Here is a 15,986-nt window from a genome sequence, read left to right as displayed (position 1 = left end):
CAGAACTTGAAACTCACAACTCAAAACCTACTCCACACAATCCGGTCGCCCACGGAGATCTTGTGTTTGTCTGTGTATCCAGCGTTGACCTCAACGACGAATTGTGCCGGTTTTGACGACGCGTAAGATTGTTCGGAATACGGAGTCGTGTTTTTGTGGATTGTAACAACTTCATTTTTGCTGTTCACGAAAATCATGTCCAGCGAAAGAACCGTATTCTTCATCCAAAAAGCCCTCGCCTCATCCCCCTCGAAGATAAACAACATCCCCTGGTTCTCTGCAAGCTTATCGCGATACATCAGCCCTAATTGCCGTCTTGAATCGTCCTGTGCAAGCTCAATGTCGATCGCGGAGATAAAATCCTGTTTTGCTGACTGAAAACGAAGTTCACCCTGTTTCACGAATTCGTATGCCTCCTGCTGCGCGCTTGGGGTTGGCGGTTGAGTGAGAGGAGCCGGCTTGTTCGACGGCTGATACGTCAGTACGCCGATCAGCGCAAGGATCAGGAACACGGTGCCGGCAACTGCAGCGATGGATTTCGTGTTTCTTTTCGGTGGTCGTGGAGCTTCGGCATGTTTCTGTTTTTTGCTCATGAGATTCGTTTTCCGTCAGTGCGTTGCTATTGTTTGAAGAGTCCCTTGAGGGCATCCTCAAGTCCCTTTTTCTTTGCCTGATCGACGCGCGCGTCGAGCTCCTTCTTCTTCGCGTCAAGCAGCGAAAGGTTCTGGTTTACCAGAGATTCATAGGAACGCAGCTGCGACAGCGCCTCCTCCTTTTTCTGGTTAAAGAGCTTTTCGAATTCCGCCCGTTTTTCTGCAATCACCTGGTTGACCCTGGTGCGGATGTCGTTCTGCAGCCGGGCAAGTTCGTCGCCAATAACTTTCTTCGTTCGTGCCGCCAGCTGCTCGTCAAGGTCCGTGCTGAGCGCAATATCGAGCGGTCCGCTGGTGTTCCGCATTCGGAGCCCCACGTTGAAACCGGCAATGGAGGCGAGAACATCGCGGGTGAGTCGCTCAACATCGTTTTGAGGCGGTCTGTCGAATACAAGCGAAAGCTTCCGGAAAATCATCTTCACGTTTGTATCAAACCTGTCGCCCGGCACAGTAACGTCGGCGCTGGCGTTGATCATTGCTTTGGTAATGCGCGACGGGAGGAAATCGGCCTGCCCGAACGCAATGTCCCCGCCCGGCAGATCGGATGCGGTGACGCGATACTTGTCGACCGGTATTTCAGGACGGCGGTCAAAAGAAGCGTCGATGGTAAAACTGCTTCCCCGCGCTTTTGCGGCGGCAAGCGCAATCGTGAGCGGAAGACCGGTAAGACGTTGGTTATCGGTAATATTCCGGATTTCACCCTTCACATTAAAAAACTCGGGGTTCTGGTTCTTATCTTCGCCGCCGGAGATAGCAAGCTTCTGTATCCACCACTTTGGATAGGCGCGGTCAGCGGGAAAGGGTATATCCTTTCCTTTGAAGCGTGCCGGCGGCTCGTAGTCGGGCTTTGGCGTATATTTTGGAATGTTCGTCCGCGCAAAGTCCACATACGACATGTACATGTTCACCTTCTGAAGAATCTCTCTTCCCAGTAAGAGTTTGGCGATCCCCTGTGTGCTGAGGTCCGGAAGCCGCGCAAGCCGCTTCACCATTTCATAGTCTGCCCGGGCCAGCTCATCGACAGTGCTAGCGGAAGCATACAGGCGGTTGATCTGATCGGTGACGGAGGTGCGGCGGGTTTTGAAAGTCTCATTGAGGTCCGTCAGCCCTTTGTAGGCGTTGTTTGCGTTGCCAACAGCCGCCGTGATACTTTCCACGGTCTTGAGTTCGTTTATGTTGATAGCCGCTATATTCGCCTGGATTTCAGAAACCCGCTGCTTCGACTTCTCAATATCGTTCAACGTCGCTTGCCATTGCTGGCCGGCCTCCTGAACCCGGTGCTTCAGCGTATCGATGTATTGAACGGATCGAAGATTCTGCACGTTCAGCAGACTATCGATTTTCAGTTCTTTCCGGATCTTGCCGAGGTCGAACACCGGTGCTTTTTGAGCTTCGTGAACCAGAGAGGCGGCCGCCTCTGAAAGGATAGACGACTCACCGGCAGTCGGCGGAGGTTTCGGCAGGGATCCGTCGGTTGAGCGCTTGGTTCCGAGCACGACGCCGTTAACCTCCATCGTTTCTATGATGTATTTTCCCCTCAGCAATTGCCCAAAATTCAGTGCGAAGCGAACCTTGCCGGTTTCGAATACATTCTTCCAGGGATCATGGCGGTTCGCAACCTGAAGGCGTGAGAACTGGACAGCGATGGGCGAGAGGGAAACCCTGAGATTGTCGATCTCGACCCTTGCGCCGGCGATCCCCTCACCAGCGGATTCGAGACCACTCTCAACCCACCCGTCTATAAACAGATACACCACCAGGCAGAGAAGAACAAGTGGAATGAATAAGAAGTATATGAATTTCTTGCGCATGCCTATGAGCCGAGGTTTTTAACTCTGTCGTACCACCGCACCAGGGTGCTCTTGCTGATCACCTGATAGATCTTCCACTTTTCGATTCTGGTATGGAGGTGTGCCCGGTACGCGAGTACAAATCGTGTCATACCGAAATAAATCGGAAGAAGGAGAACGAAACTACACAACAGGCTTCCCAACACAACGGTGTTGTTAAACCGCGTCAAGGGCGCGATGGGAGCGTTGTACAAGCTTGTCCAGAGTCCATGCAAGCCAGAGACATCTGTGAGAACAAGGTAGCCAAGCGCGTGGAACACGGGATCGAAAAGATAGGCAACAAGCGTGAAAAGCGTAGCCGAGAGAATTGCCGCACTGAGGTTTACGTCGAAGAGGAGAATCACCAGCCACACCAGCGGCCCCTGGAGCGTGAAGAAAGGCATCAATCCGACCATCGAGCCGAGAGCAAAGCCTGCAGCAACCTGCCGCGGGGTTTGTCCCGAGCGTAGAATTTGGATGAAGTTCTTTATGAGCTGAAGAAAGAACATAAACGGGTCTGGAGTTTCAAGTTTTCCGCCGAAGGTGGACCCCCGCCAGCCATACTAGTTCATTGAGGCGGGCCGGCGCCTCTGTCGGACAAGTTGGAAAGAACAATTGGAAAGATACAGTATGATGGGGAGGGATTCAAGGGCGGTGGCGCAGGAACGTTGAGTTTCCAGGAAGAGCAGATCCGCGACGTTACATCGCAATATCATTGAAAACCAGAAGGGCCTAGCGGGTTTGGAGACAACGGTCACTCTTTGTTGCCGACAACCTCGCTGTAGCGTCGATTCATGACCGCAGTCTTCTGCCAGCCCCCTCCATCCCAATAGAGAATATTGTTGCCGAGCTGCCGGAGGTATTCGTCTTCAGCCACCACAGGAAGTAAGTTTTCGGAGAGAGCCTTTCGTCTGAAAACACCCCACTCATTATTCGAACCCGCTTGCCGAAAATGCATGGTTGTGTCCAGGTGAAACCTCACAAAGCCCTCAACCCGGTTCTTGTGTACAAAAAAATCCCTCACCGTCCACAAGATCCCACCCCCACGTATCTTCTCTATGCTCTGTGCGTTGTTGTGAACAGTTTCACTGTAGATTTCAGCGAGGGATGACCTGGGTGCCAGCAAGTAATAAACCTCTCTTCCAAGAGGAAGACCGTCGACCACATAGTCTCCCTGTAACGGAGAATGTCCGCTCATTCTGGATGGATCGAGAACAACCATGCATCCCCGCCCGAAAGCATTATTGACCCCGCAGCCGATCAGCATCGGCTTTCCAGTATTCTTCAGGTCCATCAGTAGCAAATCGATGATATGACCAATATTGAGGTAGCAGTCGATTTCCTTTCCGGTTCTGGCATCAAGCCTGACAACGATGGAGCAAAACATGGGGTTTTGTGCGGCGAAGAAGACATCGGGTTGACGATCGCCATCGACATCATCGACAACCAGATCGGTGATTCCATATCCACCCGCTTCGGCGTCTCTATTCTTTGGAAACGAAAATCGGTTCCTTACCTCATGTCGCCAAAGGATTGTATCCGTTCCGACAATCTTGCATGCAACAAAGGAGGTTTCCGCAGATCTTTCTGCATTGGCTTCGGCCCAAATCAATTCGGGTTTCCCGTCACCGTTTACGTCAACAAGCGCGCTCAAGCTCAAATATGTCTGGTGTTGTGCCGCCGCGTCGGCGGTAGCCCGGTTGATGTGGACGGCGTCGAGCACGGCGCCGAACGCGTTCTTGACCAGGAGTTCTTCACCAACAGTTTCTGTGTACGAGGGCCTCCTGTCGACCGGACCAAACCAAAGCCTGGCAATAACGAGCAGCAAAACAGCCACAACCCCCAGAGCCAGAACGAAGGGTTTTCTTCTCCAGACCATCTTTCCCAGGTGACGGACGGGCCCGACAACAAGAAGGGCGCTCAACCGCCTGTCAACAAACACATCCCTGAGGTTTCCTAAAACGACAAGCACAAGATTTCTTCGCGGATAGGATTTTTCCAAATCACGTGTAAGGCGTTGAGCCTCTGCCAGCTGCTGGCGCGGAATAACGAGGAAATCCACAGGCGAAAAAACCGCAGCTTTGATCTTCTCCACGAGCGTCGCAGGTTCAACCGGAAGAACCTCACCGCTTTCGTTGATTCCGCCGGTGAATGCCGCCCGAGAAGAGAGTTGAAAAACCGTGCGTTGATTCGAATAACGGAGGATTTCACAGTACGTGATCGCTGCGATCGCAAGATTTGCAGAACTCCCTTCATGCAGCGCTGTCAGATCGTCAAAACGAATGCGCCCAGAGTAGAAGTGATCAACAAGATTGGGGTGCATGTCCGCTATCAAGGTTCGAACCGCAGCAAAAGCAGGAAGGACAAAGTCCTGTTCTCCCTCAGGGAGCATCGCGACATCGGCCCGAAGATCATCACTGCCATTTTTTGTTTCGCCGAAGAGTTCAACTGATACGCCGCGCAAGCGTCCGGTAGATTGCTGACCTGCTGCCACAAGGGGTTTCTCCACAGCCGGGAAAATGGTGCGACTTGGAGCCGAGCGGGTTCGCTCTTTCCATGCGCGGAGAAACTCCGTAAAAGGACCAAGCGCCGGATGTTTCAGCTCTCTTGCAGCGTGCAAGCCGAGTTCGAGGAGTTCAAAAGGAGTCAGAACGGTTTCAGCGGGGATCGTCAGCAGAAGCGGATCATCACTGAACAGGAAAGCAGCCTGCTCAACTTCCCCCGCATACACGAGCTGACGGGCGAGAAAACGCTTCAGAAGTTCAAGCGACCTGTCGAATTCTTTCACAGAACGGAGAATCGGCAAGGTTATGCCAAGTTCTTGAAGGGAACAAAGAGCGGTTCGCAATTCTTCGGGTTCGATGCCTTCCGGTTGAAGTTGTCGGAGCAAGTGAGGAAGACGCTGCACAATATCGAGGATATAGGGCTCGGAAACCTGAATCTGCCCCCGAAGGCTCTCAAGAAATCCCCGGATTTCTCGAAGCCGTTGACGGGGTGAAGAAAGAAAGGTGAGAGTAAGGAGGAGATCTTGAAAGCGACTCTCTGTTTCAAAAGGAGTTGGCTTCACGGTGGTCCCCAAAAATAGTACACAAGAACATCTGTGAGAACATAGACGCCGGAGACGGTCCGCCGGCCGGCGCCGTCCGACCTCTCATTACTCTCGAAAATCCACCGATGGAAAACAGGGGGGAATCTATGTTATTGCCCGCGGAGCCGGACGAAGGCATTCAGCATATACCAATCTGACGGACGCTTATCGGCTGGGAGCGAGAAATCCTTCTTGCCCGATTCGTCTGTGCCGAGATCCATCTCGAGCTCTGGAAAGGAAACGACGGCAAAGCGGCAGTTCTCCTGTTGTGCCCCCAGGACATAGAGCTTGTAAAGATCTTCCTCTGTGTCCTGCACGATGCGTACGACGATTTGCTGATCGACGGAAGAATACACCGCAACCGGTTTGAAGCGGTGCGGAAACGATCCCGGCGACTGAGCGGCCAGCACCGTTATACCGCGATTGTCGATGAACCCCGATCCGGGAAGATGCTTGTACGGATAGAGCCGGATAACGCTCGAAAGCTCAGAGGGTCTTTCGATAATCACCCGGACGCGGTCGGAAGCGGTGCGCGGATTGCTGTTAAGCTCGGCATGATACACCCGGAGTTCGCGTTCCACCTCCGCACAGACTGCGCACGACCGCAAGTGCTCTTCCATGAACGCGCGCGTCGCGGCATCGAAAATTGTTGGCTTGAGAACATACAATTCGATGCTGTGTTCGCTGATGTGCTTCACAAGACCCCAGGAGGCTAGAAGTTCCCCGGCAGGCCCGTCGGGCATCATTGAATATGCTTCGGAAAACCCGCAGGTCATTGGGGCTTCGCAGCCCTTCAATAGAATATAGAGAGCATCTCTCTTTCTATCAAGACGAAAGGCCGAGGGAACTCCGGCAAAAGCAATCAAAGCCGGAAATCAGGACGAACGAAGGGCGTTGACGATATTGAGGCGCGCTGCACGGACCGAGGGCAAGAACCCCCCAAGGAGACCCATCATCAAAGAAAAAAGGAGCGAGGATACAATAATGGAGGGGGAAAGAGCGAAGGAGAAGGCAAGCTCGGAAAAAGAGCCAAAATTAAGCGTTGAGATAGTCACAAACTGAAGCGTTGAAGCGAAAGCGAGACCAATGGCGCCGCCAATGAGAGACAGCAAGAGCGATTCTGTCAGAAAAGCGGCGAGCACACTGCGCCGGGGGAATCCGAGCGCACGAAGGGTCCCCACCTCAACGGTCCGGTTTGCGACCGCGGCGTACATCGTGATCATCGCACCAATGGTCGCCCCGGCACTGAAGATCACCGTGATAAAAATTCCGAGGATCCGGATGAATCCCGCCATCAATTCGGACTGTTCCTCGAAGAACCGTTTCTCAATTTTCGGCTCGAATTGCTGCAACCGCGGTTCTTTGTTGAACGCGGCAACAAAATCATTGAAGGCGTTCGGCTGGTCAAGCCGGAACGTCATGGTCGAGTACGCGCTGCGAGTAAACGCGTCGAGCAATTGCTCCGTGTCGCCCCACATTTCGGAGTCAAATCCGCTGCCGTCAGAATCGAAGAGACCCACGACGGTCCAGTTGTCTCCGGCGAAGCGCACAATGTCACCGATCTTCGATCCCGCGAAGTGCTTCGCGATCGACACTCCGGTAACAAGCTCGCGAGCCCCCCACGTAAACATTCGACCCTCTTTCAATTTCACCTGGGGTCTGAGGGTGAACACCTGTGGTGATACGCCGCGCACCGTGACGTTGCTGAGACCACCGTCCACCTTGTTCAGATTGATGACGACGACCGGTTCACCTGAGGCGATGGGTTTTCCCTCGGAGGTCTTCGCAATGTGAGGGAGAGTAAGGATAACGTTCGCAGTTTCCCTGTCGATGATGCTGGAGATCTCCCCGTTCGCCGCCTTGCGCGCGACCAGAACGTTCTCATCCGAACCGGTGGCGATAAGAGTTTTCTGAACGCCATACGCCATCATCAACACAGCCGAAAACACAAAGACGACAAGCGCGATGCCGAGGACGGTGATGCCCGTCGTCAATCGACGTGTGCCCAGGTTGCGGAGAGTATATTTAAGAGGGATCTTCACTTATTCTTTTGCCATCAATTGAGAAACCAGCTTAGCCGACATGGCGCAGCCCATCAACGATCCGCGTTGTCAACGCCCGCTGGATCGGGAAAATCGAAGCGACAAGACCAACAATGAGTGCCGAAGAGACCGCAAGAATCACGGTAACCGGCTCGACATTGAAGATTGGGAAAAATCCTTTTGGTACGGCTGCGGCGAAGGCGGCAACAAAGGGGAACGTGAAAAACAAACCAAGCGCACCACCGAGAGCGGAGATGAGCATTGATTCTCCGAGTATCAATCCGACAAGATGTCCGGCCGAGAACCCAAGGGTCTTGAACACGGCGTACTCACGGGTTCGCTCGCGGGCGGACATAATCATCGTGTTACCCACCACCAGCATGATAATACCGATGATGACGAAGGACATGAAATTCATCGCCGTGATGATTGCGCCCGCGGCCGCGATGAATCCCTGTTGGAATGCACGTTCGGTTTCAGTCTTCGTTTCTGCGCGCGAATTATTGAAAAGCCCGTCAATCTGGCTCGATATTGTCCCCGATTGTGCGGGATCGGCGATGCGGACGACATACCATCCCACCTGTCCTGCGCGGTCGGGAAAGTCTTTTCTCATCCGCTCGTCAAGATACTGCCAGTGGAAGAACATCTGCGTCGCATCGGTGGTCTTGTCGCGCGGCTTGTAGATGCCGCGCACAACAAACTGCCAGGTGCCGGGATAGATGTCCCCTTCTATCTGAACGATATCGCCGAGCTTGAAACCATACTGTTTCGCAAGATCAGCGCCGACGACGCACGAATTGCGTTCGCGTTTGAAATTCTGAAGTTGCTCGGAATCGAGCAGAAATTCCGGATATACATCAAAGACCGTCTCAGCGTCAACAGCCAGGCGGGCAAAGAACTGGTTCTTGTCGATGTAGACACCCTGAAACCAGTTTAGATACGTAACCTGCTCGACGCCGGGGATCTTCGCAATTTGATCCCTGTACGAGTAGGGGAGGGGAAAAATGAATGAGACGGCCTGGCGTGAGATAAGGCGATTCGCCGCGGAAGCTTCGACACCGGCATACCACGCGGTGACAACCGTGCGGAGCAACCCGAACGCCATCACGGCAATAGAGATACCGAGGATTGTAAGCGCTGTTCGGAGCTTATGCCTGAGGGCGTTTTTGAATATGAGCTTGAAAACTTTCATCGTCAGTCTTGGCGGAGCTCCCCTTTGTCAAGATGCCGGACTATGTGCGCCTTTTCTGCTGCCCGTGGATCGTGCGTTACCATCACAATGGTCTTCTTGAACTCCTTGTTCAACCGTTCGAGCAACGTAAGAATCTCATCCGCTGAATGTTTGTCGAGATCGCCGGTTGGCTCGTCTGCAACAAGGAGCGTCGGATCGGTGGTAATAGCGCGGGCGATCGCGACGCGCTGTTCCTGGCCCCCCGAAAGCTGTTTCGGGTAGTGGCGCATCCTGTCCTGCAAACCGACAACCGTCAGGGCTGTTTCCACATGCTGGCGCCGTTCCTGCTTTGAGAGCGAGGTAAGCAGCAGGGGCAGCTCCACGTTTTCATACGCGGTAAGAACGGGAATAAGGTTGTAAAACTGGAAGATGAAACCGACGTTCGCGGAGCGCCACTTCGCGAGCCGCGATTCGTTCAGCGAGGCAATGTCTGTCCCGGAGACGTTGATGCTTCCTTTGTCCGGCCGATCGATGCCGGCGATAAGATTCAGGAGTGTTGTCTTTCCTGATCCGGAAGGGCCCATCAACGCGAGGAACTCGCCCTCGGGTACGTCGAAAGAGATACCATTGAGAACGGGGACTTCAAAGCTGTCCCGCCAATATGATTTTGAAACATCGTGTACCCGAATGATGGGATCCATATTCTCTTTCCTGTTCCTCTGGTTCTCTCGAACGCGATACTACCGAATTTTTACCCGGGACCCGGCGGTGATTTGCTCCGTCACGTTGGAAATAACCTTGTCGCCCGAAGACAAGCCCTGCGTCACTTCCACAAACGCTCCGAACTCTTTTCCTACCACGATAGACGACTCCACGGCCTGGTTCTCGCGAACAGTGAACACAACCTTCTTGCCGCCCCGCGTCGCGACCGAGGAGAGCGGAATCGTCAGCATCGGTTTCGCTGTTGACGCGGCCGCCTCGGCAGCTTTTGTAAGAAAAAGAACCTTGGCGCTCATCTCGGGGAGCACCTTGCTGTCGTACGACCTGAAGCCGACCTTCACCATGACGGTCGCTTTTGCGCGGTCTGCTGTGGGGACGACCTTTGCCACAAATCCCCGGTAACGAATCGCGGGATACGCATCCAGCGTGATTTCGCAAGGCTGATCCGGAATGATGCGCTCAATATTGGATTCAGAGACGTCCGTCTCAACCTGCAGTGAACTCATATCCGCAATCGTCACAACGGCGGACTTGGAACTTGCGCTTGCCGCCATCGGGACGACCATTTCACCGACGTCAGCATTTTTTGTGAGAACAGTGCCGTCGAACGGGGCACGGATGAGCGTGTTTTCGAGAGAAACCTCCGCCCCGACGACCATAGCTTTTGCCACGTCGATGGACGCAAGAACCCGGCGGTAGCGAGCTTCGGCTCCGTCATAATCTGACTGGGTCGAGACTCCGCTCTGCAGAAGTTTCTTCTGACGATCGAGCCATTGGGCCGCATCCTTCAGATCGGCCTCGTACAGTTGTAGATTAGCCCGCGCCTGGTCAAGGGTAGCCTTAATATCGGTATCCTCGATGCGGGCGAGCACCTGGCCCTTTTTTGCGCGATCCCCCTCGACAACACCGAGGTACATCAGCCGGCCCGTTGCCTTGGACGCGACAGCAGCTTTACGTTGAGCGACGACATAACCGCTCGCAGTCAGCACGGCGTTTGCCTGGGATGGAGATGAAAACGAAGCCGTCGAGAGCTGGACCTCGAGAGCAGACTCAAACATACGGGAGAAGAGGATGTAACCAAGAACGACCACCACGATGGCGATGGCTGCAAAGAGAATAGTCTTGAGAGCGGAGCCTCGTCGGCGCGATTGCGGCTCCTCGTCCTGTGTGCGATTAATGCGTAAACCAGAGAGATCAGCGTTTCGATTTTCCATGACTTGAATAGTGTAAGGGAATAGCAAAAAATCGTGCCACAAAGATACGGAGATATCTGGTTATATGTTTCGAGTACTATCAACAAAACGCCTGTTCATCCGGTTCCAAGTCTTGACTAAGCCAGACCGGCGGGTATTTCTGCGCATAGATTTGGAGCGGATCAGCCGGCCCATGGACGCCGGACTACTCCTTATACATCCAGGCCCGATCGGTCGATTGCGGTGAACCGGTATAGCCTCCGACAATCAAGACACGGCCATCGTGCAAGAGGGAGGCGGTGCTGTAGTAGTGCGCCTGGTCGAAGATGGCGGTTGAAACAAACCGCTTTGTCAGAAAATCAAAGATCTCCACCGTCTTGCTCCCGCCGCAGATCAAAACGTTTCCGTTGGCAAGCCGGACGAGAGCCGTCGGAAATTTAAAGCGCGGACTTATCATGGAAGATATCGGCGTGTACTTCCCGGGTTTCCAATCATAAATTTCCGCACCGGAATACTGTCCCCCCCAGTCCCGCTCGTCGGAGCCTCCAAGTATCAGGGTGTGGCCATCGTTGAGCACGATTGCGGCATGTTTGTGCCGTGGAAACGTCATCGCGCCGGCCGGTGTGAATGTGTTTGTGGCGGGGTCAAACAATTCCGCAGAGCCGAACACTCTGCGATTGTTTGATCCTCCAAGGATGAGAACCCTGCCATCAGGCAAAAGGGTGGCCGTGTGCGCCAGGCGGGCAACGGTCATGGCGCCTGTGGGAGAGAATTGGCTGGTGGCAGGACGAAACAAATCTGCGGACGCGGTTGCGACGACATCTCCACCGCCAGCGATGAGTACATCGCCATTCGGAAGAAGGGTTGCGGTCGAGCCGTCACGCGCTGTCGACATGTTTCCAACCGGCGAAAAAATCTTTGAAGATGGGTCGTACACCTCAGCGCTTGCGGTGATTCCGTTTTCGGTGAATCCGCCTGCGATCAACACCCTGCCGTTCTGTAGTAATGTTGCGGTGTGTCCGGCGCGGCGAACATTCATGTTGGCGGTCAGCGAAAACGATCCGGTCTTTGGATCAAACAACTCCGCAGTAAGAGAATAGATCTGGCTGCGGCCGTCGGGCCCCTTCTTGAATCCTCCGGCAATGAGAACGCGACCATCCTGCAGGACTGTTGCGGTATGGCTGGCTCGCAATTCATACATCCCATGAATGGGCGAGAGCACGCCACCATGCTGTCCCGCGTTCACAGCGCACGACTGGAAGAGACAAACGAGCGGCAAGATCGTACCGAAAGAAAATAATACAACTGCCCGGGTGAACATCATGGTTTTCATATGCCGAGAACCTTCACAATACGCGGATAAGGAATCAGACTCCACGCGAAGCAAGAACGTAATGAGCACGGGTTGCCCACCATACGTCTAACACCGGAAAGGGACAGATTGATTCCCGCGGAGGCAATTCCGGGCTTCCCGGCACCTCAAAGAAGCTATCGAACGCTGGAATGAAAGTGAATGCGGAGCCCCCGGAGTATGTTGTATCGTCAACGTGGGCCTTGAGGACAGACGGGAACTCGGTGCGAGGGGATGCGGTTAATAAGTAAACCCGTTCGGAGATATTGGGCAGAAACAGCGTCCCACATTCTATCGTTAATTTAAAGGAGATCACCATGAAGAAAACACTCATGCTTCTGGGAGCAGCAATCATTGCGCTGGCAATTCTGATCGCCGGTGAGTCGGCCGCTCAGGAAAAGAAGAAAGCTGACAAGAAAAGGCCAAGCCAGGAAGAGATGATGAAGAAATGGGAAGAATCGATGACGCCCGGCGACGCGCACAAGAAGCTCGACGCAATGGTTGGCACGTGGGAAGCGGAAGTGAAGATGTGGATGAACGGCCCTGCGGGAGAGGCCACCGTCTCGAAAGGAACCTCGTTGAACAAGCTCGTTCTTGGCGGAAGATACGTACAACAGGAATTTGCAGGTGAGATGATGAACCAGCCGTTCAACGGCATCGGATATACGGGGTATGACAATTTCAACAAGAAATATGTCGCCTTCTGGATTGACAACATGAGTACGGGGATGGCCACGATGGACGGGGCTCTCGACAAAAAGGGCTCAACATTCACCATGTGGGGAAAAATGGACGAACCCATGACCGGCGAAAAAGGAAAGAAAGTAAAATATGTCACGCGGATCATTGACGCCGACAAACACATCTTCGAAGTCTATGATGTGAAAGCATACGGCGACAAGAAGCCGACCATGCTGATTACATACACGCGGAAGAAGTTATAACCGGCGTCTAAAGGGAAAGCGTTCTTGATCGGGGCCCGGTGTGATGCCGGGCTCTGGTGTTAATACGGGTAATTAGCTTTTAGCTATCGGCTATCAGCTAGCGGCCAACCGCTACCCGCCACATTGTATTCTCCCCGAAAAAGCGACACATTATACGGAACTATGCCACCCGAGTCCCGTATCCAAGAAGAGCACTTTCAAACCAGGATTATGCTTTACTTCGACCGACACCCAAATCAGTTTCGCCTCTTATTCGGGATTCTCGCGGGATATCTGCTGCTTCTGGCTGGGGTCACATTTTATCAGATCGCCACCAGACCGACCGATGAAAATCTCTTCACCAACCCGCAATCCAACCTCTATGTCACACAACAAATCCCCTCGACACTGGTCAGCGGTAAGAAAGGACCGAGCGATAACGAAATACAGCCCGGTGATTTGATCACGGGCGTGGAGAAGATGTCTGTTGTGGATCGGGATGACCTGAAGCGCGAACTCGCAAGGGCGCCGGACAGCACCTCAGAAATTACAGTCGCCCGGTACAAAGTCGGCGAGAAGAAAACCTATCGCGTTGTGAAAAGCCGCCTCGACGAAACGACCGTGCGTGATATAGGACCGACCGCGAGAGTGATTTCGGTAACGCCAGGGGGAGCGTCTGATCGGGCGGGCATGTTCGTCGGCGATCTGATACTCCGGATCAATGGCAAGAGCTTCAAGAACTCCACCGACGCAGACCGTATTCTTGCCGAGGGGCAGGTAGGCAAGGATCTTGTGTACGACGTGCTGCGGGACAACGAGGTCTTGTCGCTCCACGTGATCATTGCCGCAATTGGTATTGCCTTTCCGGTTCTCGTTTCGACTCTCACCGGCCTTGCCTTTTTCGCGATGGGGATATTCCTCGGCCTTGTCAGGTCGCGCTACATCGCGGCGAGGCTCAGCGGTCTCAGCTTCATTGCGTTTGGTTACTTCATCGTCGTACTTCTTATTCGCCCCGCATATGTCGTTTCGACGTTTGAGGTGGTACGTAACATCACCATGGCCCTTGTCCTCTACTTCGCAATCCCGCTCTCAATCCATGCGGGGCACTATTTCCCGGCAGAGCGTCCCGAATTGCTCGCCCGGAAATGGGTGCGATGGGTTCCCTATGGCATCGCAATCGTTGGGATAGCGGTCGCACTTCTTGTTGGAAACGCTGCCTTCTTTGGCACCCTTGTGGTCCTGGTCCTGTATGCCGTCGCGATCATTGTGGTGTTTCGAAAGCAGGCGAGCGAGGAATTCAAACGACTCAACATGGTTGTCCGAAACGCGTCACTCATCGCCGCCGCAGGAAGCTTTCTCTGTGCCGTCTATCTCCTGTACACCTTCCAGCAGCAGGATATCGGATATATGACGTTTCCACTGATCCTCATCCCGCTCGGTCACCTCTATACCATTGGCCGCTATCGGTTGATGGGGCTTGACCTGCGCGTTCGACGAAACGTTCAGTATATCCTGGTGACATCAGCGTGGATGGTTGTCCTTGGCCTTGTGGCGTTCAGGATCCTGTTCTGGCTGCAGGGAGCCCAACTCCCCATTCCCAACATTCATCTGACATCGACGTCGGTCGAGGTGCTCGACTCACCGCTCCGGCCGGAGCAACGGATTTGGCTGGAGAAAGGAATCCTGATGCTTCTGTCGGTTCTCGTTGTGTTTGGCGGGTGGAAGATTGCACGCCGCGGCCGGAACCTGATAGACAAACTGTATTACCGGTCACGGTACGACTACCGGCTGGCCGCCAACGAATTGGCGGAGGTCATGGCAACGAAACTGAGCATGGTCGAGCTTGCGCAGGGAATGGTGGAAAAACTTTCGGGGTTGTTGCAGTTGAAACGCGTCGGCGTGCTCTTTTTCCGGGACCAATCTGTGAGCTGTTGCCAGGAAGTGCATGGATTTGATGGTTCGTCGTGGGGAGAGTTCTGTATCCGGCACGATCAGGAACTGACGGAGGCGCTGCAGGAACTGCAGATAGAATCGAATGTGGACGCTCTTCCGGAAGATATCCGGAACGAATTTCGAAAAAACGGCTTCCTGTACGTTGCGACCATCAGATCAAAAGACAAGCTTGTCGGTGCGCTACTCGTTGGAGAGAAACGATCTGAAGCGACATTTCAGCAGGAGGATCTTGATTTCCTGGGCGTCGTGGCGAAACAGGCGTCTGTTGCCATCGAAAACGCGTTTCTCTATGAGGAACTTGCACAACAGGAGAGGATGAAGCATGAGCTGGCGATCGCGAGAAGAATTCAACTCGCTTCCCTGCCGCAGACAACGCCAACGATTGATGGGCTTGATATCGCCGGGGCATCTCACCCGGCTCTGGAAGTAGGAGGAGACTACTTTGATTATCTGAACGGAGAGGCGGACAGCATCACGATCATCGTGGGGGACGTGAGCGGGAAGGGGACCTCGGCTGCGTTGTATATGTCGAAAGTCCAGGGGATCCTGCGGTCGCTCAACGCGTTCAAACTCTCTCCGAAAGAACTCTTCGTGCGGACAAACAAGCTGCTCTGTCACGATCTCGAGAAAAGCTCATTTGTGACCGCGATTACTGGCGCTTTTGAACCGCGGAAAAGAAAGCTCGTTGTGGCCCGCGCCGGCCACCTTCCGTTGTACCACTTTGTCGCACTGACCCGCAAGGTTGAAATCGTCACACCGAAAGGCCTGGGCCTCGGCCTCGAGTCCACAGATCTTTTTGCTGCCGAACTCGAAGAACGAGTAATTCTCTATCAGCCAAACGATGTCTTTGTTCTTGCCAGCGATGGTGTGACGGAAGCAGAGGACATTTCAGGAGCGCAACTTGGAGAAGATGGTTTGATAGGTCTGATCGCGCAGCACGCGGACAAGGATGCGGTGGGCATTCTGAACGAGATCATGAACGCAACGCGTGAATTCGGCAAGGGGGGAGAACAGCACGACGATCAAACAATGGTCATCGTAAAGGTGCGTTGACAACAATAGA

At 53.8% G+C, this 15,986-nt stretch carries 13 protein-coding genes; 3 read left to right on the top strand and 10 right to left on the bottom strand.

Annotation, left to right across the window (positions count from 1 at the left end):
• Window positions 1–20: 20 nt before the first annotated feature.
• From NTU47_01430 to NTU47_01415, 4 genes are all read right to left on the bottom strand, one after another.
• Entirely contained in the window at window positions 21–593 is a 573-nt protein-coding gene (locus NTU47_01430; GenBank protein MCX6132448.1) for a DUF192 domain-containing protein, read from the bottom strand.
• A 26-nt stretch (window positions 594–619) separates the two neighbouring features.
• A complete protein-coding gene (locus tag NTU47_01425) occupies window positions 620–2,464 on the bottom strand; it encodes a TIGR03545 family protein (GenBank protein ID MCX6132447.1) in 1,845 nt (614 codons plus the stop codon).
• Between the two features lie 2 nt (window positions 2,465–2,466).
• Complete coding sequence (locus NTU47_01420) at window positions 2,467–2,991, bottom strand: TIGR03546 family protein (protein MCX6132446.1); 525 nt, start codon at window positions 2,989–2,991, stop codon at window positions 2,467–2,469.
• 245 nt (window positions 2,992–3,236) lie between these two features.
• The gene (locus NTU47_01415; GenBank protein MCX6132445.1) at window positions 3,237–5,288 is read right to left on the bottom strand and encodes an FG-GAP-like repeat-containing protein; all 2,052 of its coding nucleotides are present in this window, start codon (window positions 5,286–5,288) and stop codon (window positions 3,237–3,239) included.
• 15 nt (window positions 5,289–5,303) lie between these two features.
• Here NTU47_01415 and NTU47_01410 point away from each other — a divergent pair, with 15 nt between their 5' ends.
• Window positions 5,304–5,480, top strand: a complete 177-nt coding sequence (locus NTU47_01410; protein ID MCX6132444.1) for a hypothetical protein — start codon at window positions 5,304–5,306, stop codon at window positions 5,478–5,480.
• Between the two features lie 200 nt (window positions 5,481–5,680).
• Here NTU47_01410 and NTU47_01405 read toward each other — a convergent pair whose 3' ends face one another.
• From NTU47_01405 to NTU47_01380, 6 genes are all read right to left on the bottom strand, one after another.
• Entirely contained in the window at window positions 5,681–6,346 is a 666-nt protein-coding gene (locus tag NTU47_01405) for a hypothetical protein (GenBank protein MCX6132443.1), read from the bottom strand.
• A gap of 99 nt (window positions 6,347–6,445) precedes the next feature.
• Window positions 6,446–7,612, bottom strand: a complete 1,167-nt coding sequence (locus NTU47_01400; protein ID MCX6132442.1) for an ABC transporter permease — start codon at window positions 7,610–7,612, stop codon at window positions 6,446–6,448.
• A 31-nt stretch (window positions 7,613–7,643) separates the two neighbouring features.
• Window positions 7,644–8,804 (bottom strand): ABC transporter permease, encoded by a 1,161-nt coding sequence (locus NTU47_01395; GenBank protein ID MCX6132441.1) that lies wholly within the window; start codon window positions 8,802–8,804, stop codon window positions 7,644–7,646.
• A 2-nt stretch (window positions 8,805–8,806) separates the two neighbouring features.
• Window positions 8,807–9,484 carry an ABC transporter ATP-binding protein gene (locus NTU47_01390; GenBank protein ID MCX6132440.1) on the bottom strand — a complete coding sequence of 226 codons (678 nt, stop codon included), beginning with the start codon at window positions 9,482–9,484 and terminating at the stop codon, window positions 8,807–8,809.
• Window positions 9,485–9,523: 39 nt separating this feature from the next.
• Window positions 9,524–10,717 (bottom strand): efflux RND transporter periplasmic adaptor subunit, encoded by a 1,194-nt coding sequence (locus tag NTU47_01385; GenBank protein ID MCX6132439.1) that lies wholly within the window; start codon window positions 10,715–10,717, stop codon window positions 9,524–9,526.
• 184 nt (window positions 10,718–10,901) lie between these two features.
• Window positions 10,902–12,029 (bottom strand): hypothetical protein, encoded by a 1,128-nt coding sequence (locus tag NTU47_01380; protein ID MCX6132438.1) that lies wholly within the window; start codon window positions 12,027–12,029, stop codon window positions 10,902–10,904.
• 335 nt (window positions 12,030–12,364) lie between these two features.
• On the opposite strand from NTU47_01380, the gene NTU47_01375 reads away from it, so the two are divergent.
• Window positions 12,365–12,991, top strand: coding sequence for a DUF1579 domain-containing protein (locus tag NTU47_01375; GenBank protein MCX6132437.1), 627 nt, complete (start codon window positions 12,365–12,367; stop codon window positions 12,989–12,991).
• Window positions 12,992–13,201: 210 nt separating this feature from the next.
• A complete protein-coding gene (locus NTU47_01370) occupies window positions 13,202–15,976 on the top strand; it encodes a SpoIIE family protein phosphatase (GenBank protein ID MCX6132436.1) in 2,775 nt (924 codons plus the stop codon).
• Window positions 15,977–15,986 lie beyond the last annotated feature (10 nt).

This window comes from Ignavibacteriales bacterium (assembly GCA_026390595.1).
Classification (GTDB): Bacteria; Bacteroidota; Ignavibacteria; order UBA10030; family UBA10030; genus UBA9647.
Note: the sequence above shows the minus strand (reverse complement) of the source record. Positions and strands in the feature narration are given on the sequence as shown.